This window comes from Pseudomonas guangdongensis (genome assembly GCF_900105885.1).
Classification (GTDB): domain Bacteria; phylum Pseudomonadota; class Gammaproteobacteria; order Pseudomonadales; family Pseudomonadaceae; genus Geopseudomonas; species Geopseudomonas guangdongensis.
The window spans coordinates 221,955-247,662 of record NZ_LT629780.1 but is presented as its reverse complement, the minus strand read 5'-3'; the positions used below and the strand labels follow the sequence as shown (position 1 = coordinate 247,662).

At 67.5% G+C, this 25,708-nt stretch carries 30 protein-coding genes; 17 read left to right on the top strand and 13 right to left on the bottom strand.

What is annotated here, in order from left to right; translation table 11 throughout:
• Nucleotides 1-141 precede the first annotated feature (141 nt).
• Both BLU22_RS01300 and BLU22_RS01295 read left to right on the top strand, forming a co-directional pair.
• Nucleotides 142-612 (top strand): FAD/FMN-containing dehydrogenase, encoded by a 471-nt coding sequence (locus tag BLU22_RS01300; RefSeq protein WP_173867163.1) that lies wholly within the window; start codon nucleotides 142-144, stop codon nucleotides 610-612.
• Complete coding sequence (locus BLU22_RS01295; RefSeq protein WP_090211538.1) at nucleotides 609-1,322, top strand: energy-coupling factor ABC transporter permease; 714 nt, start codon at nucleotides 609-611, stop codon at nucleotides 1,320-1,322. Before BLU22_RS01300 ends, BLU22_RS01295 begins: the two co-directional genes overlap by 4 nt.
• On the opposite strand, the gene yacG is transcribed toward BLU22_RS01295, so the two are convergent.
• The 5 genes from yacG to pilB all read right to left on the bottom strand — a co-directional run bounded on the left by yacG (nucleotide 1,316) and on the right by pilB (nucleotide 6,024).
• Nucleotides 1,316-1,525: a DNA gyrase inhibitor YacG gene (yacG, locus tag BLU22_RS01290; protein WP_090211536.1), complete on the bottom strand. Its 210-nt coding sequence runs from the start codon at nucleotides 1,523-1,525 to the stop codon at nucleotides 1,316-1,318. The genes BLU22_RS01295 and yacG overlap by 7 nt on opposite strands.
• The gene (gene coaE, locus BLU22_RS01285; protein WP_090211535.1) at nucleotides 1,522-2,145 is read right to left on the bottom strand and encodes a dephospho-CoA kinase; all 624 of its coding nucleotides are present in this window, start codon (nucleotides 2,143-2,145) and stop codon (nucleotides 1,522-1,524) included. The genes yacG and coaE overlap by 4 nt, the downstream gene beginning before the upstream one ends.
• A gap of 76 nt (nucleotides 2,146-2,221) precedes the next feature.
• Nucleotides 2,222-3,091, bottom strand: a complete 870-nt coding sequence (locus BLU22_RS01280) for a prepilin peptidase (protein ID WP_090211533.1) — start codon at nucleotides 3,089-3,091, stop codon at nucleotides 2,222-2,224.
• 3 nt (nucleotides 3,092-3,094) lie between these two features.
• Nucleotides 3,095-4,312, bottom strand: coding sequence for a type II secretion system F family protein (locus BLU22_RS01275; RefSeq protein ID WP_090211532.1), 1,218 nt, complete (start codon nucleotides 4,310-4,312; stop codon nucleotides 3,095-3,097).
• Nucleotides 4,313-4,314: 2 nt separating this feature from the next.
• A complete protein-coding gene (gene pilB, locus BLU22_RS01270; protein ID WP_090211529.1) occupies nucleotides 4,315-6,024 on the bottom strand; it encodes a type IV-A pilus assembly ATPase PilB in 1,710 nt (569 codons plus the stop codon).
• Nucleotides 6,025-6,354: 330 nt separating this feature from the next.
• Between pilB and BLU22_RS15350 the strand changes: the two genes are divergently transcribed.
• Complete coding sequence (locus BLU22_RS15350; RefSeq protein WP_090211527.1) at nucleotides 6,355-6,702, top strand: pilin; 348 nt, start codon at nucleotides 6,355-6,357, stop codon at nucleotides 6,700-6,702.
• A 143-nt stretch (nucleotides 6,703-6,845) separates the two neighbouring features.
• A complete protein-coding gene (locus BLU22_RS01260) occupies nucleotides 6,846-7,325 on the top strand; it encodes a phosphate-starvation-inducible protein PsiE (RefSeq protein ID WP_090211526.1) in 480 nt (159 codons plus the stop codon).
• Between the two features lie 201 nt (nucleotides 7,326-7,526).
• On the opposite strand, the gene BLU22_RS01255 is transcribed toward BLU22_RS01260, so the two are convergent.
• The 3 genes from BLU22_RS01255 to BLU22_RS01245 all read right to left on the bottom strand — a co-directional run bounded on the left by BLU22_RS01255 (nucleotide 7,527) and on the right by BLU22_RS01245 (nucleotide 9,358).
• A complete protein-coding gene (locus BLU22_RS01255; RefSeq protein ID WP_090211524.1) occupies nucleotides 7,527-7,988 on the bottom strand; it encodes a multidrug transporter in 462 nt (153 codons plus the stop codon).
• 15 nt (nucleotides 7,989-8,003) lie between these two features.
• Nucleotides 8,004-8,783, bottom strand: coding sequence for a peroxide stress protein YaaA (gene yaaA / locus BLU22_RS01250; RefSeq protein ID WP_090211523.1), 780 nt, complete (start codon nucleotides 8,781-8,783; stop codon nucleotides 8,004-8,006).
• A gap of 179 nt (nucleotides 8,784-8,962) precedes the next feature.
• Nucleotides 8,963-9,358 carry a MerR family transcriptional regulator gene (locus tag BLU22_RS01245; RefSeq protein WP_090216150.1) on the bottom strand — a complete coding sequence of 132 codons (396 nt, stop codon included), beginning with the start codon at nucleotides 9,356-9,358 and terminating at the stop codon, nucleotides 8,963-8,965.
• 262 nt (nucleotides 9,359-9,620) lie between these two features.
• Between BLU22_RS01245 and BLU22_RS01240 the strand changes: the two genes are divergently transcribed.
• From BLU22_RS01240 to BLU22_RS01195, 10 genes are all read left to right on the top strand, one after another.
• On the top strand, nucleotides 9,621-10,214 hold the full coding sequence (locus tag BLU22_RS01240; protein WP_090211521.1) for a peroxidase-related enzyme: 594 nt from the start codon (nucleotides 9,621-9,623) through the stop codon (nucleotides 10,212-10,214).
• 121 nt (nucleotides 10,215-10,335) lie between these two features.
• Nucleotides 10,336-11,109: an ABC transporter ATP-binding protein gene (locus BLU22_RS01235; protein WP_090211520.1), complete on the top strand. Its 774-nt coding sequence runs from the start codon at nucleotides 10,336-10,338 to the stop codon at nucleotides 11,107-11,109.
• Nucleotides 11,106-11,828: an ABC transporter ATP-binding protein gene (locus tag BLU22_RS01230; RefSeq protein ID WP_090211518.1), complete on the top strand. Its 723-nt coding sequence runs from the start codon at nucleotides 11,106-11,108 to the stop codon at nucleotides 11,826-11,828. The genes BLU22_RS01235 and BLU22_RS01230 overlap by 4 nt, the downstream gene beginning before the upstream one ends.
• Nucleotides 11,829-11,933: 105 nt before the next feature.
• Nucleotides 11,934-13,160 carry an ABC transporter substrate-binding protein gene (locus BLU22_RS01225; RefSeq protein ID WP_090211516.1) on the top strand — a complete coding sequence of 409 codons (1,227 nt, stop codon included), beginning with the start codon at nucleotides 11,934-11,936 and terminating at the stop codon, nucleotides 13,158-13,160.
• 88 nt (nucleotides 13,161-13,248) lie between these two features.
• Nucleotides 13,249-14,136 carry a branched-chain amino acid ABC transporter permease gene (locus tag BLU22_RS01220; RefSeq protein WP_090211515.1) on the top strand — a complete coding sequence of 296 codons (888 nt, stop codon included), beginning with the start codon at nucleotides 13,249-13,251 and terminating at the stop codon, nucleotides 14,134-14,136.
• A 2-nt stretch (nucleotides 14,137-14,138) separates the two neighbouring features.
• Nucleotides 14,139-15,152: a branched-chain amino acid ABC transporter permease gene (locus BLU22_RS01215; RefSeq protein WP_090211513.1), complete on the top strand. Its 1,014-nt coding sequence runs from the start codon at nucleotides 14,139-14,141 to the stop codon at nucleotides 15,150-15,152.
• 16 nt (nucleotides 15,153-15,168) lie between these two features.
• A complete protein-coding gene (locus BLU22_RS01210; RefSeq protein WP_090211512.1) occupies nucleotides 15,169-15,918 on the top strand; it encodes an electron transfer flavoprotein subunit beta/FixA family protein in 750 nt (249 codons plus the stop codon).
• Nucleotides 15,918-16,847: an electron transfer flavoprotein subunit alpha/FixB family protein gene (locus tag BLU22_RS01205; protein WP_090211510.1), complete on the top strand. Its 930-nt coding sequence runs from the start codon at nucleotides 15,918-15,920 to the stop codon at nucleotides 16,845-16,847. The genes BLU22_RS01210 and BLU22_RS01205 overlap by 1 nt, the downstream gene beginning before the upstream one ends.
• Before the next feature lie 230 nt (nucleotides 16,848-17,077).
• A complete protein-coding gene (gene alkB / locus BLU22_RS01200) occupies nucleotides 17,078-17,755 on the top strand; it encodes a DNA oxidative demethylase AlkB (RefSeq protein WP_090211508.1) in 678 nt (225 codons plus the stop codon).
• A 59-nt stretch (nucleotides 17,756-17,814) separates the two neighbouring features.
• Nucleotides 17,815-17,994: a hypothetical protein gene (locus BLU22_RS01195; protein ID WP_090211506.1), complete on the top strand. Its 180-nt coding sequence runs from the start codon at nucleotides 17,815-17,817 to the stop codon at nucleotides 17,992-17,994.
• Between the two features lie 99 nt (nucleotides 17,995-18,093).
• On the opposite strand, the gene BLU22_RS01190 is transcribed toward BLU22_RS01195, so the two are convergent.
• The gene (locus BLU22_RS01190; protein WP_090211504.1) at nucleotides 18,094-18,912 is read right to left on the bottom strand and encodes an enoyl-CoA hydratase; all 819 of its coding nucleotides are present in this window, start codon (nucleotides 18,910-18,912) and stop codon (nucleotides 18,094-18,096) included.
• 80 nt (nucleotides 18,913-18,992) lie between these two features.
• Nucleotides 18,993-20,240 (bottom strand): substrate-binding protein, encoded by a 1,248-nt coding sequence (locus BLU22_RS01185; protein ID WP_090211502.1) that lies wholly within the window; start codon nucleotides 20,238-20,240, stop codon nucleotides 18,993-18,995.
• A gap of 206 nt (nucleotides 20,241-20,446) precedes the next feature.
• Here BLU22_RS01185 and ung point away from each other — a divergent pair, with 206 nt between their 5' ends.
• Entirely contained in the window at nucleotides 20,447-21,142 is a 696-nt protein-coding gene (gene ung, locus BLU22_RS01180) for a uracil-DNA glycosylase (RefSeq protein ID WP_090211501.1), read from the top strand.
• A 2-nt stretch (nucleotides 21,143-21,144) separates the two neighbouring features.
• Here the strand turns inward: ung and BLU22_RS01175 are convergent, their stop codons facing one another.
• Complete coding sequence (locus BLU22_RS01175; protein WP_090211499.1) at nucleotides 21,145-21,999, bottom strand: DUF6279 family lipoprotein; 855 nt, start codon at nucleotides 21,997-21,999, stop codon at nucleotides 21,145-21,147.
• Nucleotides 22,000-22,231: 232 nt separating this feature from the next.
• Nucleotides 22,232-23,173 (bottom strand): CAF17-like 4Fe-4S cluster assembly/insertion protein YgfZ, encoded by a 942-nt coding sequence (gene ygfZ, locus BLU22_RS01170; protein WP_090211498.1) that lies wholly within the window; start codon nucleotides 23,171-23,173, stop codon nucleotides 22,232-22,234.
• A 129-nt stretch (nucleotides 23,174-23,302) separates the two neighbouring features.
• Between ygfZ and BLU22_RS01165 the strand changes: the two genes are divergently transcribed.
• A complete protein-coding gene (locus BLU22_RS01165; protein WP_090211496.1) occupies nucleotides 23,303-23,560 on the top strand; it encodes an FAD assembly factor SdhE in 258 nt (85 codons plus the stop codon).
• Nucleotides 23,544-24,029 carry a protein YgfX gene (locus tag BLU22_RS01160; RefSeq protein ID WP_090211495.1) on the top strand — a complete coding sequence of 162 codons (486 nt, stop codon included), beginning with the start codon at nucleotides 23,544-23,546 and terminating at the stop codon, nucleotides 24,027-24,029. Before BLU22_RS01165 ends, BLU22_RS01160 begins: the two co-directional genes overlap by 17 nt.
• Here BLU22_RS01160 and nadB read toward each other — a convergent pair.
• Nucleotides 24,014-25,633 carry an L-aspartate oxidase gene (gene nadB, locus BLU22_RS01155; protein ID WP_090211494.1) on the bottom strand — a complete coding sequence of 540 codons (1,620 nt, stop codon included), beginning with the start codon at nucleotides 25,631-25,633 and terminating at the stop codon, nucleotides 24,014-24,016. The two genes, BLU22_RS01160 and nadB, sit on opposite strands and share 16 nt — an antisense overlap.
• Nucleotides 25,634-25,708 lie beyond the last annotated feature (75 nt).

The window sequence follows — 25,708 nt, the reverse complement described above, 5'->3', positions numbered from 1 at the left end:
TTGTGCCGCGAATCGTGGCCGGAGCGCCCCTGCGCGGGGATGCCAGCGTGCGGTGGGGCGGATGGGCAGGTTGTCGCAGCGGCTATCGAGGCGCAGGCCCGGGTGTAGACTGGAAGCCCGTTATCCCCTGGAGACTTCCCCATGACGAAATTCTGGATGGCGCTGGGCCTGGTCCTGCTGAGCGGCGCGGCGCAGGCGCTGGAGCCGGGCGAGCGTCTGGCGCCCTGGACCCTGAGCGATCAGTTCGAGCAGTCCTATACCCTCGACGGACAGCTGCGCGTGTTGCTGGTGGCACGGAGCATGGATGGCGCCAAACTGGTCGAGCAGGCCCTGGCCGAGCGCCCCAAGGGTTATCTGGAGGAGCGCCAGGCGCTGTTCGTCGCCGACATCAGCCGCATGCCGAGCCTGATCGGCAGCCTGTTCGCCATTCCGGCGATGCGCGACTACAGCTACCGCGTGCTGCTGGATCGCGAGGCGGCGGTGGTGCCGCAGTACGCGGCGCCCGAGGCCGGGGTGCTCTGGCTGCAACTCGACGGGGGCGTGCTGCGCGAGCGGCGCGAATTCGCCGATGCCGCCGAGCTGCGCCGCGCTCTTGAGCAGCTCCAGCCGTGATCGCCGCCGAACTGCTGTCCAGCTCCAGCCAGTGGCTGGGCGGACTGCTGTTCCTGCCGCTGCTCCTGGCAGCGGCGCTGCGTGCGCCCTGGGTCGAGCTGTTCAGCGATTTCCGCCGCCAGCACCTGCTGTTCGGCACGGTGCTGGCGCTGTTCGTGCTCTGGCTGGTGCGTCGCGATTTTCCGGCGGGGCTGTCCTACCACTTCATCGGCATGACCGCGGTGACCCTGCTGCTGGACTGGCCGCTGGCGGTACTGGCCGGTTTCGCCGCCCAGCTGGCGCTGGTCGCCCTCGGTCGTCAGGACCTGCTGGCCCTCGGCGTCAACGGCGTGCTGATGATCCTCATCCCGGTGCTGGTCACCGAGGTCTGCGCCCAGGGGGTGGAGCGTCGCCAGCCGGAGAACCTGTTCGTCTATATCTTCTTCAGCGGCTTTTTCCCGGCGGCGCTGGCCACCCTGTGCAGCCTGCTGGCGGGGCTGGGCGTGCTGCTGGTGGACGGCATCTACCAGATGCCGCCCTGGCTCGATGAGTTCGCCGGCTACCTGTGGCTGGTGGTGTTCCCCGAGGCCTTCATCAACGGTCTGGTGGTCACCGCGCTGGTGGTGTTCTACCCGGACTGGCTGGAAACCTTCAACCGCACCCGCTATCTGCAGGCGCCGTGGAAGGAGGAGCGCCCGCCGGACGACGAGCGGCGTGGCCCGCCTCAGTGACGCAGACCGCCAGGGGCGTGCAGTTCGTCGCTGAAGGCGGCGTCCAGCTGCGGGTCGCCGGGGATCGCATGCTCCTCGGCGGCCCAGGCGCCCAGGTCGATCAGCTTGCAGCGCTCGCTGCAGAACGGCCGGAAATGGTTGGCCGGCGTCCACTCCAGCGGGGCCGAGCAGGTCGGGCAGGTGACGGTCAGTGGCTTGCTCATTGCGAATGTCCTTGGGGCCTGGCGTGCAGGCGCAGATAAAGTTCATGCAGGCGCTCCACCTCGCCGTGCAGCCAGGCCAGGTCGCGGTCGTTGACCAGCACGTCGTGGGCGTGGCGCAGGCGCTCCTCGCGGGCAGCCTGGGCCTGCAGGATGGCGCGCACCTGTTGTTCGGGAACGCTGTCGCGCTGCATGGTGCGCTGCAATTGCAGCGCCTCGGGAACGTCGATCACCAGGATGCGCTCGACCATCCGGCGTTGCTGCTCGGACTCGACCAGCAAGGGCGAGACCAGAATGGCGTAGGGCGAGCGGGCCTGCTCCAGGGCATGGCGCATTTCCGTGCGGATCAGCGGGTGCAGCAGTTGCTCCAGCCACTGGCGCTCCTCCGGCGTCTGGAAGATGCGCGCACGCAGGGCCGCCCGGTCGAGGCGGCCATCGGCGTGCAGGATGGCCTCGCCGAAGCGGTCGACGATCCGTGCCAGCGCCGGACGCCCCGGCTCCACTACCCAGCGGGCGACCTGATCGGCGTCCACCTGATGCACGCCGAGACGGGCGAAATGACTGGCGGCGGCGCTCTTGCCGCTGCCGATGCCGCCGGTGAGACCGAGAATCCAGGGTTGCATGGCGAAGTCCGTGGCGATGACCGGCGCATTATCCCCCGCGGCCGCCGGGGCGGCCAGCGCCGCCGGGCGAAGCCGCTCAGCCCATGCCGGCGATGCGCAGGTAGCCGGCGGTGATGGTCTCGCCCCACAGCAGGGCGATCCAGCCGGCGATGGCGAGGTAGGGGCCGAAGGGAATCGGCGTGCCGTGGTCGGCGCCGCGCAGGCGCAGCAGCAACAGGCCGAGCACCGCGCCGACCAGCGAGGACAGCAGGATGGTTAACGGCAGCGCCTGCCAGCCCCCCCAGGCGCCGATCAGCGCCAGCAGCTTGAAGTCGCCGTAGCCCATGCCTTCCTTGCCGGTCACCAGCTTGAACAGCCAATACAGCGACCACAGGCTGAGATAGCCGGCCACCGCGCCCCACAGCGCCGCCGCAGGGCTGGCGAACAGGCTCCACTGGTTGACGATCAGCCCCAGCCACAGCAGCGGCAGCACCAGGACATCCGGCAGCAACTGGTGGTCGGCGTCGATCAGGCTCATCGCCAGCAGCCCCCAGGTCAGCGGCAGCAGGGCGGCGGTCTGCCAGCTGAAGCCGAAATGCCAGGCGATATAGCCGGAGAGCAGCCCGCAGGCCAGCTCCACCAGCGGATAGCGCATCCCGATCGGCGCCCGGCACGCCGAGCAGCGCCCGCGCAGCAGCAGCCAGCCGAGCAGCGGAATGTTTTCCCAGGCGCGGATGCGGTGCGCGCAGTGCGGGCAGCGCGAGTGCGGCAGCAGCAGGTCGAAGCGCTCGGTCGGCTCGGCCGGCAGCTCCAGCACCTCGCGGGCCTGGGCCTGCCAGTCGCGCTGCATCATGATCGGCAGGCGATACACCACGACATTGAGGAAGCTGCCCACCAGCAGGCCGAGCAGCAGGGTGCAGGCGGTGAACCAGGCGGGGCTGGCGGCCAGCAGATCGATGAACGCCATGCCTTACACCACCGCGCCGAGCTGGAAGATCGGCAGGTACATGGCGATGATCAGTCCGCCCACCAGCACGCCAAGCACCGCCATGATCATCGGCTCCATCAGGGTGGTCAGATTGTCGACCATGTTGTCCACTTCCGCCTCGTAATATTCCGCGACCTTGTCGAGCATGCTGTCCAGCGAGCCGGACTCTTCGCCGATGGCCGCCATCTGGATCGCCATCGCCGGGAACACGTTCGCCGTGCGCATCGAGAAGTTCAGTTGCATGCCGCTGGATACATCCTGCTTGACCTTGCGCACCGCATTGCGGAACACCACGTTGCCGGCCGCGCCGCCGACCGAGTCCAGCGCCTCCACCAGCGGTACCCCGGCGGCGAAGGTGGTCGACAGGGTGCGCGCATAGCGCGCCACCGCGCTCTTGTAGGTGATCGCGCCGACCAGCGGCAGCTTGAGCAGGGTGCGGTCGACGTTGTTGCGCAGCGCCTCCGAGCGCTTGTAGGCGGCGCCGAAGGCATAGGCGAAGCCGATCAGTGCCAGCAGCACGATCAGCCACCATTCCTGCAGCAGCTCCGACAGGTTGATGACCATCTGGGTGAAGGCCGGCAGCTCCGCGCCGAAGCCCTCGAACACGCTCTGGAATTGCGGCACCACCTTGATCAGCAGGATCGCCGAGACGATCACCGCTACCACGATCACCGCGATGGGGTAGGTCATCGCCTTCTTCACCTTGGCCTTGAGCGCCTCGGTCTTCTCCTTGTAGGTGGCCACCCGGTCGAGCAGGGTTTCCAGTGCCCCGGACTGCTCACCGGCGTCCACCAGGTTGCAGTAGAGGTCGTCGAAGTACTGCGGCTTCTTGCGCAGCGAGTTGGCCAGACTGTTGCCCGCCGCCACGCCCTGCTTGATCTCCAGGGTCAGCTCGCGCATCGCCGGCTTCTCCATGCCGTCGGCGATGATGTCGAAGGACTGCAGCAGCGGTACACCGGATTTCATCATGGTCGCCATCTGCCGGGTGAAGAGGGCGATGTCCATGGGCTTGATCTTCTTGCCGCCGCCCAGCAGCGGCTTGCTCTTCTTGCGTACCCGGATCGGATTGATGCCCTGCTGGCGCAGCTGCGCCTTGACCAGCATTGGGTTCAGGCCGCTCAGTTCGCCCTTGAGCCGGTCGCCCTTGCGGTCGATGCCTTCCCAGACGAAGGTTTCGGTCTTCGGTGTTTTCTCCGCCATGTTCAATCCTTGGTGACGCGGTTGACTTCCTCAAGGCTGGTCAGGCCCTGCATGGCCTTGAGCAGGCCGGAGGCGCGCAGGTCGTTGAAGCCTTCTTCGCGCGCCTTGGCGGCGATATCGAGGGCATTGCCTTCTTCCATGATAAGGCGTTGCAGCTCGGGGGTGATTTTAACCACTTCATAAATACCCACCCGGCCCTTGTAGCCGTTCTTGCAGGCGTCGCAGCCCGCGCCCGGCCGGTACAGCTTGAAGCTGCCGATGCGCTCGGCCGGGAAGCCCTCGGCAAGCAGCGCCTCGTGGGGCAGTTCGTGTGGCTTGCGGCACTGCGGGCAGAGGCGCCGGGCCAGGCGCTGGGCGATGATCAGGTTCACCGAGGTGGCGATGTTGAAGGCCGGGATGCCCATGTTGCGCAGGCGGGTCAGGGTTTCCGCGGCGCTGTTGGTGTGCAGGGTGGACATCACCATGTGGCCGGTCTGCGCCGCCTTGATGGCGATCTCGGCGGTTTCCAGGTCGCGGATCTCGCCGACCATGATCACGTCCGGGTCCTGACGCAGGAAGGCGCGCAGCGCCTGGGCGAAGTCCATGCCCTGCTTGGGGTTGACGTTGACCTGGTTGATGCCTTCCAGGTTGATCTCCACCGGGTCCTCCGCGGTGGAGATGTTGATGTCCGGGGTATTGAGGATGTTCAGGCCGGTGTACAGCGACACCGTCTTGCCCGAGCCGGTCGGCCCGGTCACCAGGATCATCCCCTGCGGCTGGCTGAGCGCCTTGAGATAGAGCGCCTTCTGTTCCTCCTCGTAGCCGAGGGCGTCGATGCCCATCTGCGCGCTGGAGGGGTCGAGGATCCGCATGACGATCTTCTCGCCCCACAGCGTCGGCAGGCTGTTGACCCGGAAGTCGATGGCCTTGTGCGCCGAGACCTTGAGCTTGATCCGCCCGTCCTGGGGCTTGCGTCGCTCGGAAATGTCCAGCCCGGCCATCACCTTGAGGCGCGCGGCGATCCGCCCGGCCAGCTGGATCGGCGGGCGGGCAGCTTCATGCAGCATGCCGTCGGTACGAAAGCGGATCCGGTAGCTTTTCTCGTAGGGCTCGAAGTGCAGGTCCGAGGAGCCGCCGCGGATCGCCTCCAGCAGCATCTTGTTGACGAAGCGCACCACCGGCGCATCGTCGGCGCCTCCTTCGGCGCTGACGCTGTCGTCGCCCTTGGCGGTATCGTTGCTGGTATCCACGCCGTCCAGGTCGGTGTCGTCGAGCCCGTCCATGCCGCTGCCGGCGGCGCTGAACAGCTGCTCGATGGTCTCGCTCAGGCGATCCTCCTCGACCAGTACGGCTTCGACCGCCAGACCGGTGCTGAACTGGATGTCCTGAATCGCCTGCTGGTTGGCGGGGTCGGACAGACCGACGAACAGCCGGTTGCCGCGCCGCAGCAGCGGCAGGGCGCGGTGCTGGCGTACCAGCTTCTCGCTGACCAGCTCGCGCGGCAGTTGCTCGCGCTCCAGTGCGCGCAGGTCGAGCAGCGGCATGCCGAACTGTTCGGCGGCCAGCTCGGCGATGGCGCGCGCCGTCACCAGACGGTTCTGTACCAGATGCTGCACGAGGGTGAGCTGGTTGCGCGCGGCCTCGGTCTGCGCCTTCTGCGCAGCCGGGACGTCCAGCAGTTCGGCGGCGACCAGCTGGCGGGCCAGGCCGGTGAGGGCGGTGGGAGTGTTCATGAACGGTGCATCCTGCAACACGGGAGGCTGCCTTATAGCGCAGAGCCGACAGGCTGCCAATTCGCGGCGTGCGGGGGTGACAAAATACGTCACTTTTTGCCGGCTTCGGCGGGCGTTTTCGTAGCGAGCGACTGGTGCGGTCAGTCCCGGTAGTGGAATCGGGGTGTCGCAGTTCGAACTGGAAATGTGAGCCGGTTCGTGATGACGGATGAGTTGCGTGAACCGCGCCGCAACTTCGCATATTGCCTGGAACTCTCCGGCGAACTGGCACGGCGACTGCCTTATTCTACGCAGGTCGACGAGACCTCTACCGTTTGCAAGGAGCAAAACATGAAAGCACAAGTGCAGAAGGGTTTTACCCTGATCGAGCTGATGATCGTGGTGGCGATTATCGGGATTCTCTCGGCTGTAGCATTGCCCGCCTATCAGAATTACACGAGAAAATCTTCTGATAATGCCTGTATGGCAGAGGCTAAAGCTTACACTAACACAGTGTTGGCAGCGCTTTTGGATCCGAGTGGTGCGCAACCTGTTCCTGACTCTAACGCTGCAGCATGCACTTCAATTACAAAGCCTACAGCTTTGACAACCCCTGTCGTTGCTGTAATTAATAATGGTAACAATGCGAAGGTTTCCTGTGACCTTGAGAAAGGTGGTACCTGCGCATTCACTAACTAATTTGAGTTAGATGGTTTTCGGGATTTAATTTTATTTCTAGATTTATAGAGACTCCCTGTGTATCTCCGGTACACAGGGAGTTTTCTTTTTGGGCACATTTCCTGCAATCTCCAGCACATCCTTTCCGCTGGAGCTGCCCCCCGATGAAATCCTCCTGGCCCGAACGCCTGCGCCATGCCATGCACCAGCAGGCCGATGCCCTCGGCAATCTGCTGGTCGAAGGCTTCCACTATCTTGCCTTGTTCGCCATCGGCGGCGCCGTGGCCTGGGCGGCGGGGCTGACGTTCTGGGGCATGCTCGAGGCGCGCCAGGCGACCATCGACGACATCCTGCTGCTGTTCATCTACCTCGAACTGGGCGCGATGGTCGGTATCTACTTCAAGACCAACCACATGCCGGTGCGCTTCCTGATCTATGTGGCGATCACCGCGCTGACCCGGCTGCTGATCGCCGATATCCAGCATACCCACAAGCCGAACATGGGCATCGTCATGGTCTGCGGCGCCATCCTGTTGTTGGCCCTGGCCACCCTGGTGGTGCGTTACGGCTCCCACCGCTTTCCCTCGCCACCCAGCGAAGCCCCGCCGCATAAGCGTGTCGAGCGCGACGAGCCGGCGCAGTAGCTGTCGGGCTGCCTGCGCGCGGCATGGCTGCCGTAGGGTGCGTCGTGCGCACCATGAAGTGGCGTGGCTGACGCACTCCGCACTACAACTGTGCGGACCGTTACGGGGAGCGGTTCGCTTCGTGCGATGGCCTGGCCCGAAGGCGATTCTCCTGCAGTGCATGCCGGGCAGAGCTTGTCGGACTGTACGAGCGCCTCTCGGTCAGTCGCCGAAGTGTCCGCGCAGGCGCTCGGCGCGATATTCCAGAGTGGCGGCGCGATAGCCCGGGCGTAGCGGCGGCAGCGGCAGGCAGTGCTGCCAGTCGCTACCCGGCAGCAGGGTCTGCGGGCCTCGGTAGTGCGGGCTGTCGTAGCGGTCGTCGGCGAGGTTGATGCTGTCGCCGCTGCGGTAGGCGCCGACCTGCCAGCGCAGGTCGTGCAGGGTGGCGTCGCTGCCGTTGCGCAGACGGGCGCGCAGCGGCCGATCGGCGGGGCATTCGGCGTCGATCTCCAGATGCAGTTCGAGCTGCGCCAGACGGCGCTGCTCGTGCTGGTCCTGCCAGAGCGTCCACAGCGCCACCAGGCCCAGGGCGCCCAGCGCGATCAGGCTGATCGGCGCCGCGCGGCGCGGGTAGCGCATCAGCAGGGCCAGCCAGGTCAGGGTGAGCAGGGCGCCGATCAGCATGGGCCGTCTCCCGGTTCAGTCTTCGCCATGCTCGCGCAGGAACACCAGCTTGTCTGCCCCCGAATGCTCGGCGCTGTAGCGATAGCCGACCAGGTCGAAGCCCTTGAGCGCCTCGGGGGCGCGCAGGCGGTGCTTGATTACGTAGCGGGCCATCAGCCCGCGGGCCTTTTTGGCGTGAAAGCTGATGATCTTGTACTGGCCGTTCTTCAGGTCGCGGAACTCGGTGTCGAGGATGCGCGCATCCAGCGTCTTGCGCCTGACCGCGGAGAAATATTCGTTGGAGGCGAGGTTGAGCAGCACGCGGTCGCCCTGGGCGTCGAGCGCCGCGTCGAGCCAGGCGTTGATGCGTTCGCCCCAGAAGGCGTAGAGGTCTTTGCCGCGCGGGTTGGCCAGCTTGGTGCCCATTTCCAGGCGATAGGCCTGCATCAGGTCGAGCGGGCGCAGCACGCCGTAGAGGCCGGAGAGGATACGCAGGTGCTGCTGGGCGAAGTCGAAGTCGTCGGCGTCGAAGCTGTCGGCATCCAGGCCGGTGTAGACGTCGCCGCGGAAGGCCAGCAGAGCCTGTTTGGCGTTGGCCGGGGTGAAGGCCAGCGACCACTCGGCATAGCGCGCGGCGTTGAGGCCGGCGAGCTTGTCCGACAGGCTCATCAGCTGGGCGATCTGCGCCGGGCTCAGCTCGCGCAGCTGTGCGACCAGCTCGGCGGCGTGGTCGAGGTGTTCGGGCAGGGTGTGGCGCTCGGTGACGGGCGCGCTGCTGTAGTCGAGGGTCTTGGCGGGGGAAATCACCATCAGCATCGTCGGGCTCCTCTGGCTGTGCGGCGATTCTAGCAGTCCGTGGCGGTGCGGCCGCGCGCCAGGTTCGGGCGCCCGTCGCCGGTGCCGTACAGGTGGCCCGGTCTCGGGCGAACTCGGGCAGCGGGTGCCGCCGGGTCGTCGATGCGCGCGACGGAAGCGGCGCGCCTGATCGCCCCTGCTCAGGCGCCGCCGCGCTCGACGGTCGCCTGCAGGGCGTTGCGGCAGCGCTCCTCAGCGGTATCCAGCTCCAGCTGCATCTGGCGGATGTCGAGCAGTTGCTGCTCCAGCTGGCGGCGTCGTTCGGCGATCAGTTCGAGCATGCTGTTGAGCTGTTTCTTGTTGCCGGCCTGCGGGTCGTACAGCTCGATCAGCGTCTTGCACTCGGCCAGCGAGAAGCCCAGACGCTTGCCGCGCAGGATCAGCTTGAGGCTCACCCGGTCCCGGGGGCTGTAGATGCGTTCCTGGCCGCGGCGCTGCGGCGCGAGCATCCCCTGCTCCTCGTAGAAGCGGATGGTGCGGGTGGTCACGTCCAGTTCCTGGGCGAGGTCGGAGATGCTGTAGGTCTGCTTCGCCATCGGTGTTTCCAGCTCGGTCGGCAGGCGCATCGTGTGCCGCGTAGGCAGCGGATGCGCCGGGTTCATCGGCGTTCGGGGGGCAAGGCTACACCCTGGTCGGCATTCATGCACAGGGTCACGGTGTCGGTGCAGAACGCTTGCGCAGGAGGCGCGCCTGTCGTTCTACTGGGCGGCGCCGATGCCTGCCGGGCCGCATTCGGCGGCTCGGACAGCCTGTCCGCGCGGGTGTCAGCCTTCTACAACAACAATCAAGGACCTGCCCATGACCATGCCGATCAGCCGCTTTCCCGTGCCCGCTGCCCTCGACGACCTGCCCGCCGATCTGCGCGAGCGGATCCTCGCCGTGCAGGACAAGGCCGGCTTCGTGCCCAACGTGTTCCTCATGCTGGCGCACCGCCCCGACGAGTTCCGCGCCTTCTTCGCCTGGCACGATGCGTTGATGCTGCGCGAGTCCGACAGCCTGAGCATGGCCGAGAAGGAGATGATCGTGGTGGCCACCAGCGCCCGCCACGGCTGCCTGTACTGTGTGGTGGCGCACGGCGCGGTGCTGCGCATCTACAGCAAGGATCCGCACCTGGCCGACCAGCTCGCCATCAACCACCGCAGCGCCGCCATCGGCGCGCGCCAGCGGACGATGCTCGACTTCGCCCTGTACCTGAGTTTCGAGCACGGCACCCTCGACGATGCCTGGCAGGCGCGCCTGGAAAGCGTCGGTTTCAGCCTCGACGACATCTGGGATATCGGGGCCATCGTCGCCTTCTTCAGCCTGTCCAACCGTCTGGTGTCGCTGGCTGCGACGCCGCCCAATCCCGAGTTCTACCTGATGGGCCGCGTGCCGCGCCCGCCGCGCGACTGACTGCGCAAAAGGCATGCGCAGGGTGCTTGCCGTGCGCGGCGGGTTGCTGTTACGTTGACGTAAAGGCCAACCACGGCCTGCGCCATAACCAACAAAAACAATCAAGGTTAGAGGGCACCCCATGGCACCAGAGTTCGTGCTGGAAACACGCGGCCTGACCAAGGAGTTTCGCGGCTTCACCGCCGTCGATTCGGTCGATCTGCGTGTGCAGAAGGGTCATATCCATGCGCTGATCGGTCCCAACGGGGCCGGCAAGACCACCGTGTTCAACCTGCTCACCAAGTTCCTCACCCCGACCCGCGGCGAGATCCTCTACTTCGGCAAGCCGATCACCGGCATGAAGCCCAACGAGATCGCCCGTCTGGGCCTGGTGCGCTCCTTCCAGATTTCCGCGGTGTTCGGCCACATGAGCGTGCGCGACAACGTGCGCGTGGCCCTGCAGCGCCGCGAGGGCAACTCCTTCCACTTCTGGAAGTCGGCGCGCTGCCTGGATGCGCTCAACGCGCGCGCCGAGCAGCTGCTCGGCGAGGTCGATCTGCTCGGCTTCGCCGACACCCTGACCATCGAGCTGCCCTACGGGCGCAAGCGCGCCCTGGAGCTGGCCACGACCCTGGCGCTGGAGCCCAGCGTGCTGCTGCTCGACGAGCCGACCCAGGGCATGGGCCACGAGGACGTTGACATGGTGGTCGACCTGGTGCGTCGCGCCGCGGTCGGTCGCACCGTGGTGATGGTCGAGCACAACCTCAGCGTGGTCAGCCGCCTGTGCGACCGCCTCACCGTACTGGCGCGCGGCGCGATCCTCGCCGAGGGCGACTACGCCACGGTGTCGGCCAACCCGCAGGTGCGCGAGGCCTATCTGGGCAGCGAAGCCGCCGCCGAGGAGGCCCACGCATGACCAGCCTGCATACTCCCGATTACGAACAACTGCGCATCAGCGACCTGCACGCCTTCTATGGCGAGTCGCACATCCTCCACGGCATCGACCTGCTGGTGCGGCGCGGCGAACTGGTGACCCTGCTCGGCCGCAACGGTGCCGGGCGCACCACCACCCTGCGCGCGATCATGAACCTGGTCGGCCGGCGTACCGGCTCGATCATGATCAACGGCAACGAGACCATCGCCAGCGCCGCACACCTGATTCCGCGTCTGGGCGTCGGCTACTGCCCGGAGGAACGCGGCATCTTCGCCAGCCTCAACGTCGAGGAGAACCTGCTGCTGCCGCCCACCGTGCGCAGCGGCGGGATGGACCTCGACGAAATCTACGAAATGTTCCCCAACCTCTACGAGCGTCGTTTCAGCCAGGGTACCCGGCTGTCCGGCGGCGAGCAGCAGATGCTGGCGATGGCGCGCATCCTGCGTACCGGCGCCAACCTGCTGCTGCTCGACGAGATCACCGAGGGCCTGGCCCCGGTGATCGTGCAGAAGCTCGGCGAAGTGCTGGTCAAGCTCAAGAACAAGGGCCTGACCATCGTCCTGGTGGAGCAGAACTTCCGTTTCGCCGCGCCCTTGGCCGACCGTCACTACCTGATGGAGCACGGCCAGATCGTCGAGGAAATCACCGCCGCCGAGCTGCCGGCGAAAAAGGAGCTACTCAACACCTGTCTGGGTGTCTGAACCGCGTTCTGCCCCGCCCCGATGTCTGCCGGCCTGCCGTAGCGCTGCCGGGAGGCCGGGCGCGGGTCTGTACAACAACAAAAACAGTGGAAAGTGGGTGAAAACATGAAGGTATTCCAGAAGACCGCAATTGCCATGTTCGCCTCCAGCCTGGTCGCCGGGACGGCGCAGGCGTCGATCAGCAACGACGAGATCCGCATCGGCTACCTCGCCGACATGTCCGGCACCTACCGCGATCTTGCCGGCCCCGGCGGTCTGGAGGCGCTGCAGATGGCGGTGGAGGACTTCGGCGGCAGCGTCGACGGCAAGAAGATCGTGGTGTTCAGCGCCGACGACCTGAACAAGCCGGACGTCGGCGCCAACACCGTGCGCCAGTGGGTCGACGAGCGCAACGTCGACATGGTGACCGGCCTGGTGGCCACCTCGGTGGTGCTGGCGGCGGCCAAGGTGGTCGAGCAGTCCGACAAGCTGGCGCTGATTTCCGGCGCGGCGTCCTCCAGCATCACCAACGAGTTCTGCTCGCCCAACCATATCCACTGGACCTACGACACCTACGCCATGGCCAACGGCACCGCCAAGGCGATGGTGCAGAACGGCGGCAAGAGCTGGTACATGCTGACCGCCGACTATGCCTTCGGCCACTCGCTGGCCAGCGACATCACCAAGGTGGTCACCGAGGGCGGTGGCAAGGTGCTCGGCGAAGTCCGTCATCCGTTCCCCAGCAGCGACTTCTCTTCCTATGTGCTGCAGGCCCAGGGTTCCGGCGCCGAGGTGATCGCCCTGGCCAACGCCGGCGCCGACACCGTCAACGCCCTGAAGACCGCCAGCCAGTTCGGCGTCACCCAGTCCGGGCAGAAGCTCGCCGGCATGGTGGTGTTCCTCAACGACATCCATGCCATGGGCCTGGACGTCACCCAGGGCCTGCAACTGACCACCGGCTGGTACTGGGACATGAACGACGAGACCCGCGCCTGGGCCCAGCGCTATTACGAGCGCGTCAAGCGCATGCCGACCATGGCCCAGGCCGGGGTCTACTCGGCGACCATGCACTACCTGAACGCGGTCAAGGCCACCGGCAGCGACGACACCAAGACCGTGCGCGCCAAGATGGCGGCGACCCCGATCAACGACATGTTCGCCAAGGGCGGCCAGATCCGCGAGGACGGGCGCATGGTCCACGACATGTACCTGGTGCAGGTCAAGACCCCGGCCGAGTCCAAGGGCGAGTGGGACCTGTACAAGATCGTCAGCACCATCCCCGGCGAGCAGGCCTACCGCCCGCTGGCCGAGAGCCAGTGCAAGCTGGTGACCGGCAAGGTGGCACAGAACTGATCGACCGCCGGCCCCGCGCTGCGCGGGGCCGAGCCATCCACCCGGCCCGCGCGGCCGGGTGTCGCGGACTTCCTGTGGGTGGTGACTCATGACTCTCGTATTCGGTATTCCCCTGGGCGTGCTGCTCGGCCAGCTGCTGCTCGGCCTGATCAACGGCGCCTTCTACGCGCTGCTCAGCCTGGGCCTGGCGATCATTTTCGGCCTGCTGCGGATCATCAACTTCGCCCACGGCGCGCTGTACATGCTCGGCGCCTTCGCCGCGCTGCTCGGCCTCAACTATCTGGGCGTCAACTACTGGGTGGCGCTGGTGCTCTCGCCACTGCTGGTCGGCGCCATCGGCATGGCGGTGGAGCGCCACCTGCTGCGCCGCATTGCCGGCGAGGACCACCTCTACGGCCTGCTGCTGACCTTCGGCCTGGCGCTGATCGTCGAAGGCAGCTTCGTCAAGCTGTTCGGCGTCTCCGGCGCCTCCTACCCGATGCCCGACCTGCTCAAGGGCGGCGTCAACCTCGGCTTCATGTTCCTGCCCGTCTACCGCGCCTGGGTAGTCGTTGCCGCGCTGGTGGTGTGCCTGCTCACCTGGTACATGATCGAGCGCACCCGCCTGGGTTCCTACCTGCGCGCCGGCACCGAGAACCCCAAGCTGATGCAGGCCTTCGGCATCAACGTGCCGCTGCTGATCACCCTGACCTATGGCTACGGCGTGGCGCTGGCGGCCTTCGCCGGCGTGCTCGCCGCGCCGATCTATCCGGTCAGTCCGACCATGGGCGCCAACCTGTTGATCGTGGTGTTCGCCGTGGTGGTAATCGGCGGCATGGGCTCGATCATGGGCGCCATCGTCACCGGTCTGGCCATGGGCCTGATCGAGGGTCTGACCAAGGTGTTCTATCCGCAGGCGGCCAGCACCGTGGTGTTCCTGGTGATGGTGATCGTCCTGCTGTTCCGCCCGGCGGGACTGTTCGGTAAGGAGGCATGAGCATGTCGAGTGTGGAAAACCTTCAGGCGGCGGCCGCGGCCCTCGCCCATCCGCAGGTCGAGCAGGAACGCCGCCGCGCCGCCCAGCGCCGCAAGTGGGGGCTGTACCTGGGCTTGCTGGGGGTGGCGCTGGTCGCGCCGCTGGCGATCTATCCGGTGTTCCTGATGAAGCTGCTGTGCTTCGCCCTGTTCGCCTGCGCCTTCAACCTGCTGCTCGGCTACGCGGGGCTGCTGTCCTTCGGCCACGCCGCCTTCCTCGCCAGCGGCGGCTACGTCACCGGCTACCTGCTCAGCCAGCACACCGGGTTGTCCACCGAGCTGGGCATTCTCGCCGGCACGGCGGCCTCGGGGCTGCTCGGTCTGGGCTTCGGCCTGCTGGCGATCCGCCGTCAGGGCATCTACTTCGCGATGATCACCCTGGCGCTGGCCCAGCTGGTGTTCTTCATCTATGTGCAGGCGCCCTTCACCGGCGGCGAGAACGGCCTGCAGGGCGTACCGCGCGGCGAGCTGTTCGGGCTGATCGACCTGAAGAGCAACCTGTCCATGTACTACTTCGTGCTGGCAGTGTTCATCTTCGGCTTCGCGGTGATCCAGCGCACCATCCACTCGCCCTACGGTCAGGTGCTCAAGGCGATCCGCGACAACGAGCCTCGGGCCATTTCCCTCGGCTACAACGTCGCCGCCCACAAACTGCTGGCCTTCGTCATCTCGGCGACCCTCACCGGTCTGGCCGGGGCGACCAAGACCGTGGTGTTCCAGCTGGCCTCGCTGACCGACGCGCACTGGCACATGTCCGGCGAGGTGATCCTGATGACCCTGCTCGGCGGCGTCGGCACCGTGCTCGGTCCGCTGGTCGGCGCCACCGTGGTGGTGACCCTGCAGAGCTACCTGTCCAACGGCCCGCTGGGCGACTGGGTGCATGTGATCCTCGGGGTGATCTTCGTGCTCTGCGTGCTGCTGTTCCGCGCCGGCATCGTCGGCTGGGTGCAGAAGCTGATCCGCCGCAACTTCAAATGACTGGAAGAGGTAAGCGATGAAGATCCTCGTGACCGTGAAGCGCGTGGTCGACTACAACGTCAAGGTTCGCGTCAAGGCGGACCACTCCGGCGTCGACCTGGCCAACGTGAAGATGTCGATGAACCCGTTCTGCGAGATCGCCGTGGAAGAGGCGGTGCGCCTGAAGGAAAAGGGTGTCGCGACCGAGATCGTGGCCGTTTCCGTCGGCCCGGCCCAGGCCCAGGAACAGCTGCGCACCGCACTGGCACTCGGCGCCGACCGCGCCATCCTGGTCGAGTTCGCCGACGAGCTGAACTCCCTGGCCGTGGCCAAGCTGCTCAAGGCCGTGGTCGACCGTGAACAGCCGCAGCTGATCATCACCGGCAAGCAGGCCATCGACAGCGACAACAACCAGACCGGGCAGATGCTCGCCGCGCTGACCGGCTTCGCCCAGGGCACCTTCGCCTCCAAGGTGGAAGTCGCCGGCGACAAGGTCAACGTCACCCGCGAGATCGACGGCGGCCTGCAGACCGTGGCCCTCAAACTGCCGGCCATCGTCACCACCGACCTGCGCCTCAACGAGCCGCGCTACGCCTCCCTGCCCAATATCATGAAGGCCAAGAAGAAGCCGCTCGACGTGCTGACGCCCGAGGCCCTCGGCGTGTCCACCGCCTCCACCGTGAAGACCCTCAAGGTCGAGGCGCCGGCCACCCGCAGCGCCGGCATCAAGGTCGGCTCGGTGGCCGAGCTGGTCGAGAAACTGAAGAACGAAGCGAAGGTGATCTGATGGCAATCCTGGTACTCGCCGAGCACAACAACGCAGCCCTGGGCGCTGCGACCCTGAACACCCTGGCCGCGGCCCAGCAGATCGGCGGCGACATCCATGTGCTGGTCGCCGGCAGCGCCTGCGCCGCGGTGGCCGAAGCCGCCGCCAAGGTGGCCGGTGTCGCCAAGGTGCTGGTCGCCGACAGCGCTACCTTCGCCCACCAGCTGCCGGAAAACGTCGCGCCGCTGCTGGCCGAGCTGGGCAAGGGCTACAGCCATGTGCTGGCCGCCGCCACCACCACCGGCAAGAACGTGCTGCCGCGCGTTGCCGCGCTGCTGGACGTCGACCAGATCTCCGAGATCGTCAAGGTCGAGAGCGCCGACACCTTCCAGCGCCCGATCTACGCCGGCAACGCCATCGCCACCGTGCAGTCCAGCGCGGCGATCAAGGTGATCACCGTGCGCGGCACCGGCTTCGACGCCGTGGCCGCCACGGGCGGCAGCGCCGCCATCGAGGCGGTGAGCGGCGGCAGCGATGCCGGCCTTTCCGCCTTCGTCGGCGAGGAACTGGCCAAGTCCGAGCGTCCCGAGCTGACCGCCGCCAAGGTGGTGGTCTCCGGCGGTCGCGGCATGCAGAACGGCGAGAACTTCGCGCTGCTCTACACGCTGGCCGACAAGCTGGGCGCCGCGGTCGGTGCCTCGCGCGCGGCGGTGGACGCCGGCTTCGTGCCCAACGACATGCAGGTCGGCCAGACCGGCAAGATCGTCGCGCCCGAGCTGTATATCGCCGTCGGCATCAGCGGCGCGATCCAGCACCTGGCCGGCATGAAGGACTCCAAGGTGATCGTGGCGATCAACAAGGACGAGGAGGCGCCGATCTTCCAGGTCGCCGACTACGGCCTGGTCGGCGATCTGTTCGAGGCGCTGCCGCAGTTGCAACAGGCGCTCTGAGTCCGTTACCCAGTACCCGCGAAGCCCGCCCTCCGGCGGGCTTCGCGCATTCCGCTGCCCGGATGGCGGGCTACAATGGCCGTCGCATCGATGTGGCCAGAGGCGGGCGAGGGTGACGATGGCGCAGTGCGACGAACAGACGTGCGCTGACGACCGCAGCGACGGGGCGCCGCCGCCCCACCGGAGGCGGTCTGGGGACTGCCTGCCGGATGCGGCATCGGAGGTGTCCGATGCTGAGCGATGACCTGCTGCATGCCGCCGGGCTGTGGCACCGCGAACACTGCGAGCTGGCACCCGGCGTCCACCTGCTGCGCGGCCATGCCCTGGATGAACTGGAGCCGCTGCTCGCCGCGCTGCGGGCGGTGATCGCGGCAGCGCCGCTGCGCTTCATGCGCACGCCGGGCGGGCGCCGCATGGCGGTGAGCATGACCAACTGCGGGCGCTACGGCTGGGTCAGCGATGCCCGTGGCTACCGTTATTCGCCCTGCGATCCGCTGTCCGGATCGCCCTGGCCGGCATTGCCGGCCGTGCTGGAGGCGCTGGCGGTGCGCGCCGCGGCCTGCGCCGGTTTTGCCGACTTCGCGCCGGATGCCTGCCTGCTCAATCGCTATCGCCCGGGCGCGGGCATGGGGCTGCATCAGGACCGCGACGAGCGCGATTTCACCCAGCCCATAGTGTCGATCTCCCTCGGTCTGCCGGCGACCTTCCTGCTCGGCGGCCTGCAGCGTTCGCAGCGCCCACGCCCGCTGCGCCTGGAACATGGCGACGTGCTGGTCTGGGGCGGCCCGGCGCGGCTGTTCCACCATGGTGTATCTCCGCTGCGCGAGGGCTGCCATCCGCGGCTCGGCGCCCAGCGCCTCAACCTGACGCTGCGCTGCAGCGGGCTGGATGCTCCGGGGCTGCGCTGAACCGCGCCGTTGCCCGGCGGTCGAATACCACATCTGAACGAGTGTGCCGGGAGGTCGTTATGCGTGTACTGAGTGTGATGTTGCTGGCGAGCGTGCTGGCGCTGGTGGGGTGCAGCGTGCGCACGCCGGGCGCCCATGTGCGGGTCGATCCGGGACTGGATATCCATGTCGGCGACGGCGGCGCGCCGCACGGCGGGCGTTTCTGCCCGCCGGGTCAGGCGAAGAAGGGTAACTGCTGAAGGCTGCCCGGCGCGTATTCGGCTCGGGCGGCGCGCCGGTGTGCGGCGGGGGAGGGGCGGCAGGCTGCGCCCGACACGGTGCGGTGCGCGGCCACCGGCTCAGCGGTTGCGCCAGTGCGGCTCGCGCTTTTCGAGGAAGGCGTTGACCCCCTCGCGGGTATCTTCGGCATCGAACAGATCGACGAAACGCTCGCGTTCCTCCGCCAGCCAGCTGCTCGGGCCGCGCTGGCGGGCGCCCTGGATCAGCGGCTTGATGGTGCGCACCGCCACCGGACTCTGCCGCGCAGCGCGCGCCGCCAGCAGCAGGGCATGGCCGCGCGCCTCGCCGCTGTCGACCACCTGCTCGGCCAGGCCGATGCGTACTGCGGTGTCGGCATCGACCCGTTCGCCGCAGAGGATCATGCGCTTGGCCCAGCCTTCGCCGACCAGCCAGGGCAGGTGCTGGGTGCCGCCGGCACAGGGCAGCAGGCCGACGCCGGCCTCGGGCAGGGCCAGCTGGGCGTGGCGCTCGACGATGCGGATGTCGCAGGCCAGCGCGCACTCCAGGCCGCCGCCCATGGCGTAGCCGTTGATCGCTGCGATGCTCACGCCACGGAAATCGCGCAGCGCCTCGAAGGCTTCGCCGAACAGGCGCGCCATGGCGCGCGCCCGGCTGCGGTCGCCGTCGGCGAACAGCTTGAGGTCGGCGCCGGCGCTGAAGAAGCTGTTGCCCTGGCCGGTGATCACCAGGGCATAGATGTCGTCGTCACGGTCGAGGTGCTCGACCAGCAGGCGCAGGCCGATCAGCCCCTCGCGGTCCCAGGTGTTGGCCGGCGGGTTGTTGATGGTGATCAGCGCGGTGTGCCCGTGCTTCTCCACGGTCAGCTTGTGGGTCAGGTCGAAGGGCGCGGACTTGTAGGGTTCGATGGCGTTGCTCATGGCGATCCTCGCAGACACGGCGGACGTGCTGTTCTTTTAGCGTCGGCGGCGGGCCCTTGTCCAGCGCCCGCCGCGCCCGCTCACTGCAGCTTCGGCGGCTTGCCGGCGGCGCTGCGCTGTGCCTGCCACTCGGCGAGGGTCGGTGCGGCCTGCTCGCCGGACATGCGCGCGACGATCTCGTAGTAATCCTGGCGCGAGCGCTCCTGCATGATTGCCTCGCGCGGACGGACCTTGACGGCGTAGACGGTCTGCACGTTCTGGTGGTCGAAGGCGCGCCATTCCTGTTCGTCCTTGAGCAGACTGTAGCGATGGCCTTCGAGCGCCTTGATCAGCGCCTCGCCGTTCAGGCTGCGCGCCCGTTCGGCGGCGTCGGCCCATTGCTGGACGATGCTGTAGGCCGAGGCGGCGGAGCTGGAGGGGTAGAGTTCGTAGCGTTCGCGGAAGGCCTCGACGAAGGCCTGGCCGCGCTGCGACTGCTCCAGTTCGGGGACGCGCCAGGTCCAGTGTTCGGTGCCGATCACGCCTTGCATGATCCCCGGCCCGGCTTGTTCGATCATGCTCTGGGTCAGGTTGGGCACGACCACCTGCATGCGTTTGCCGAGGCCCATGTCGTCGACGATGCGCATGGCGCGCACCAGGTCGTCGCCGAACAGCACCAGGGCGAGGATCTGCGCCTCGCTGGCGGCGGCCTGCTGCAGGGCGGCGCGGAAATCGGCCAGGCGCGCACCGGGGAACGGAACCTTTACGCCCGGATGCCGGCCGCCGTCCTCGCTGCCGGTATGCCGGCGCAGCGACTCCTCGCTGCTGTGGCCCCAGGTGTAGTCGGCGGTGACATAGAAGTAGTTCTTGTCCGGCAGCGCCTCGCTCAGGTAATGGCCGAGCACCTTGCCGCTCATCCAGGCATTGTTGCTTTCGCGGAAGATGTAGCGATGACCGTCCTTGCCGGTGGTGTCGTTGGAGTAGGTGATGGTGCCGAAGTAGAGCACGCCGCGCTCGCGGGCGCGCTGGCTGGCGGCAATCGCCACGGCGCTGGAGACGCCGCCGAACAGCATGACGGCGCCGTTGTCGACCAGCCGGTCGACGTTGGCGACGGCCTTTTCCGGGCGCGAGGCGGTGTCGCGGCTGAGCAGGCGCAGCGGCCTGCCGAGCACACCGCCGCGGGCGTTCAGTTCGTCGATGGCCAGCAGGGCGCCGCGCATCTGTGCCAGACCTTCCTCCTTGTAGGGGCCGGTGCGCGGGTAGTTGAGGCCGAGGGTGATGGGGTCGGCGGCGGTGACCGCGGTGCTGAGGCCGAGCCACAGTGCGATGGCAGAAAAGATGCGTTTCATGCGGCCTCCTGGCCATCTCTTGTTATCCCCTGGCATCTTGTAGAGGCGACCGGAGCGGTGGCATTGGCTATTTGTCTAGGTCGGCGGGATGCGGCTTTGTGCGTGTGGTCGCGGCGCGCATTGCAGGTTTGTGCATGGCGATGTCGCCTTGACTTGCCGGCAGGGCTTCTCTAGCGTGCCGCTTTCGTCGCAATGAGGGGGCCGTGATGAGCGCCGCACAGGATCGCATCAAACTCGAACCGGGCTGGAAGGCGGCCTTGCACGAGGAGTTCGACAAGCCCTACATGCAGGCGCTGGGCGGCTTCCTGCGCCGCGAGAAGGCGGCCGGCAAGCAGATATTTCCCCCTGGCGGGCTGATCTTCCACGCCCTCGATTCCACACCGCTGCAGCGGGTCAAGGTGGTGATCATCGGTCAGGATCCCTACCACGGGCCGGGCCAGGCCCACGGTCTGTGCTTCTCGGTGCAGCCCGGTGTGCCGGTGCCGCCGTCGCTGGTGAACATCTTCAAGGAACTCAAGCGCGACCTGAACATCGACCCGCCCAACCATGGCTGCCTGCAGCACTGGGCCGAACAGGGCGTGCTGTTGCTCAATACCTCGCTGACCGTCGAGCAGGGCAAGGCCGGTTCCCACGCCGCTGCCGGTTGGCAGCCGTTCACCGACAAGGTGATCGAGGTGGTCAGCCGCGAGTGCCCGCACCTGGTTTTCCTGCTCTGGGGCGCCCACGCCCAGAGCAAGGAGCGGCTGATCGATCCGACCAAGCACCTGATCCTGCGCTCGCCCCATCCCTCGCCGCTGTCCGCCCATCGCGGCTTCATCGGCAACGGTCACTTCGGGCGCACCAACAAGTTCCTCGAACAGCACGGCATGGCGCCCATCGACTGGGCTCTGCCGGCACTCTGAGTTCAGTCCCGGCAGGGCAGTCCCGCCAGGTCGCCGCGCAGGCTGTCCAGGCGCCGGTCGAGGTGCTGGCGCTGTGCTCGGGTGCTGCTCGCCCACAGCTCGCTGAGCAATTCGGCCAGGGCCTGTTGTCCGTCGGACACGGCCCGCCGGTAGTCGGCTTCCCAGTAGCGCTCAGGGCTGCTCAGCAGGGGCTCCAGGCGGGTGGCGAGGTTGTCGCGTGGCGCGGCGCGCAGCTGGGCCAGCAGCAGGGTCTGCCAGTGGGCGCGGTTGGCCAGCCAGGGCGCCACGTTGGCATCCTGACGCAGAGCCCACTGACGCAGATAGGCGCGCTGCTGGGGATGCAGCGGACCCAGCCAGTCCTCCAGGCGGCGCTGCGCGCGCTCCACCCGTCGCTGCAACCGCTCCGCCGGCGCGCGGCCCAGATAGCGGGCGTGCAGTCGGTTGCGCTCCCTGAGCAGGTTTTCCTCCAGCTCGTCGACTTGCGCGGCGCTCAGGCCGGCCAGCAGGCGGGCGGCATCCGGGGCGATACGGGCGAGCGTCGGTTGCAGCAGGCTGCGGCTCTCGCCGAGCGGCGCCTCCAGGTCTGCCGGGCTGGGACTGCCGGCGAGCAGCGGGCGCTGGCGTTCGAGCCAGTCCAGATAGCGCGGCAGTTCGTTGCGGCAGTGCCAGCGCATGTGCTCGTCCAGGCGCGCGTCCAGCCAGTCGCGTTGTGCCCTGTCGAGGCTCAGGTAATCGTCCAGTCGCCAGGGAATCAGTCGGTCGAGGTTGCGGTAGGCCAGTTCCAGGCGGCTGCAGGCCGCCAGCATCAGCAGGGCGAGCAGCAGGCACAGCCAGCGGGACGCGAGGGCGCGGGACATGGTCGCTCCAGTGACGATGCGCGATGGCTTGAGGATAAGCCAGGGGCCGCGAGTCTGCCCGCCGCTCAGGAACAGGTATGGCGCCGCATCGTCACTGGAGGATGGCGCGGCAGGCAGTCTGCACGTGTGGGGTACGTGCGTGGCGGCAGGCAGGGGAGGGTGCATCTTCGCCGCAATGGACGCTGCGCGGTGAAGATGGCCCTGTCAGCGTGCCGGGGCGGCGCTGCCCGGCTCAGCGCTGGATGTCGCGGTCGCCGTCGATGGTGTAGGGCAGCTCCAGGCGCTGCAGCGCCGGGCCGTCCGGGTTGCCCAGGTGCAGGCGGCCGTCTTCGGCGGCGTTGTCCTGCAGCACGGCGAGCAGTTCGATGCCCGTCTCGCTGTGCGCCGCCAGCGCCACCTCGCCCACCGAGGAGCCGTGGATCGGCGAGAACAGCTCGACGCCGGGCTCCGGCAGTGCACCGTCTGCCAGTTGCAGGCGGTACAGGCGGCGTTTGAGGCGGCCGAGGTACTGCATACGCGCGACGATTTCCTGGCCGGTGTAGCAGCCCTTCTTGAAGCTGACACCGCCCAGACTCTGCAGGTTGAGCATCTGCGGGATGAACAGCTCGCGGGTGGCGCCGAACACCTGGGCGACGCCGGCGCGCACCTGGGCCAGCAGCCAGTCGTTGCGGCTGCCCTCGGCGAGCTGGGTGGCGAGCTGCCGGCGCAGGCTGTCGGCCTCGCCGGTCGGCGCCCACAGCTCGCTGCGACCGTCGCGCAGGCGTACGGCCAGCACATCGCCCTGACGGGCCACGCGGCCATCGTCGGCCGGCAGGTCGAGGCCGAGGGCGCGCAGTGCGGCGTCGCCGCCGTACAGGCCGAAGCGCACCCAGGCGCTGCTTTCGTCGAGCAGCTGGACCTTGGAGAACACTGCGTACTTCTTCAGGTCGGCCAGTTGCGCCTCGATCAGCTCGCGAGCCATGGCCAGGGCGAAGCCGTCGGCCAGCGGCACGATGCGAAAGCTAGACAGCATGCGCCCCTTGACGTTGCAGCGGGCGCCCAGGCTGCTGGTCGAGGCGTCGAGGTAGTTGAGATTGCAGGTCAGCTGACCCTGGAGGAACTTGGTGGCATCCACGCCGTGGACGGCGAGTACGCCTTCGTGGTCGAGCGGGCAGAAGAATGCGGATGCGGACATGTCGGGCGCCGGTAGGGGATTCGAGGTGGCCATGATAGAGCTGGCTGCCGGCACTTGTCAGCCGGATGGCCAGGCTGGCCAGTGACCGGGGCAGGGTTATAATGCGCCGCTATTGCCGAGGAGGCCGAGATGAGCGAAGAAAACATCGAACTGAAGCGACTGCAGTGGGAATGCCGGCGCGGCATGCTGGAGCTGGACGTGCTGTTCAAGCCGTTCCTCGACGAAGCCTATCCGCAGCTGGACGCCGCCGATCAGGCGCGTTTCCGTAACCTGCTCAAGTGCGAGGACCCCGACCTGTTCAGTTGGTTCATGAACTACAACACGCCGCAGGACCCCGACCACGCACGGATGGTGCGGATGATCCTGGATCGTGTCCAGCCGCATTGAGCCTTTCGAGTGCCACTGGCGCCCGTCGCGGCGCCTGCTGGCGCTGCATCTGGGTTGCTGGGTGCTGGCCTTGGCGAGCCTGGCGCTGTGCGATCTGCCGTTGCCGGTCGCTCTGATCCTTGCCGGGCTGGTGTGCCTCTATGCCCTGACCGGTCTGCACCGGCAGGTGCTGCTGCGCAGTCCCCGGGCGCTGCGCGGCTTGCGTCACGATGGCGACGGCTGGTGGCTGTACAGTCGTGCCGGCGGCTGGCAGGCGGTGCAGTTGCGGCCGGGGTGTGTGGCGATTCCTCTGCTGGTGGTGTTGCGCTTTCGCCGTCCCGGACAACGTTTCGACCGCACCTGGTGCGTGCCGGCCGACAGTCTGGAGTCGGCGGCACATCGCCGTCTGCGCCTGCGCCTGAAATTCGCCCGTCGCCGCTGGGCGCCGCCTGCGGCGCAGGACGAGCGGATGGCTCAGGCGGCCGAATAGCCGGCCGGCAGCAGGATGGTGTCCGTCGCCTCGGGCAGCAGGCCAGGGTAGTCGAGGGTGTAGTGCAGGCCGCGGCTCTCGCGGCGCAGCATGGCCGAGCGGATCATCAGGTCGGCGACCAGCGCCAGGTTGCGCAGTTCGATCAGGTCGCGGCTGACCCGGTAGTTGCTGTAGAACTCGTCGATTTCCGCCAGCAGCAGGCGCACCCGGTGCTGGGCGCGCTGCAGGCGCTTGCTGGTGCGCACGATGCCCACGTAGTCCCACATGAAGCGCCGCAGCTCGTCCCAGTTGTGGGCGATGATCACGTCCTCGTCGGAGTCGGTGACCTGGCTGGCGTCCCAGCTCGGCAGCGCCGGCGGCATCGCGACCTGCTCCAGCTGGTCGAGGATGTCGGAGGCGGCCGCGCGGGCGTAGACGAAGCATTCCAGCAGCGAGTTGCTGGCCAGGCGGTTGGCGCCGTGCAGGCCGGTGAAGCTGGTCTCGCCGATGGCGTAGAGACCGTTGACGTCGGTGTGGCCGCGGCTGTCGACCACCACGCCGCCGCAGGTGTAGTGCGCCGCCGGCACCACCGGGATCGGCTGGACGGTGATGTCGATGCCGTAGCCCAGGCAGCGCTCGTAGACGGTGGGGAAGTGGCTCTTGATGAACTCGGCCGGGCGGTGGCTGATGTCCAGGTACACGCAGTCGATGCCTAGGCGCTTCATCTCGTGGTCGATGGCGCGGGCGACGATGTCGCGGGGCGCCAGTTCGGCGCGCGCATCGAAGCGGTCCATGAAGCGCTCGCCATTGGGCAGCCGGAGCAGGCCGCCCTCGCCGCGCAGCGCCTCGGTGATCAGGAAGTTCTTCGCCTGCGGGTGGTACAGGCAGGTCGGGTGGAACTGGTTGAACTCCAGGTTGCCGACCCGGCAGCCGGCGCGCCAGGCCATGGCGATGCCGTCGCCGCAGGTGCCGTCGGGATTGCTGGTGTACAGGTAGACCTTGGCGGCGCCGCCGGTGGCCAGCACCACGAAGCGCGCGGCGAAGGTGTCGACCTCGCCGCTGGCGCGGTTCAGCACATAGGCGCCCAGGCAGCGGTTGCCGCTGCCGCCGAGCTTGCGTTCGGTGATCAGGTCGACGGCCACGCGCTGTTCGAGCAGCTCGATGTTCGGTCGCTGGCGGGCGCGGGCCAGCAGGGTGTTGAAGATCGCCGTGCCGGTGGCGTCGGCGGCATGGATGATGCGCCGGTGGCTGTGACCGCCCTCGCGGGTCAGGTGGAAGGCGAAGCCGGGCTCGCCCTCGTGATGGTCGTCGTCGCGGGTGAAGGGCACGCCCTGCTCGATCAGCCACTGGATCGCCTCGCGGCTGTGCTCGACGGTGAAGCGTACAGCGTCCTCGTGGCACAGGCCGGCACCGGCCACCAGGGTGTCGTGTACATGGGATTCGATGTTGTCGCTGTCGTCGAGCACCGCCGCCACGCCGCCCTGGGCCCAGTAAGTGGAGCCGCCGGCCAGTTCGCCCTTGCTCAGCACCGCCACGCGCAGGTGCTCGGGCAGGTTGAGGGCGAGGGACAGGCCGGCGCCGCCGCTGCCGATGACGAGAACGTCGTGCTGATGGTGTCGGCTCATGGAGGCCATTTCCGCGATAACAAGCTGGCTAGTATATAGAAGGGCCAGACGGCAAAATATATCCGAATTCAAGCA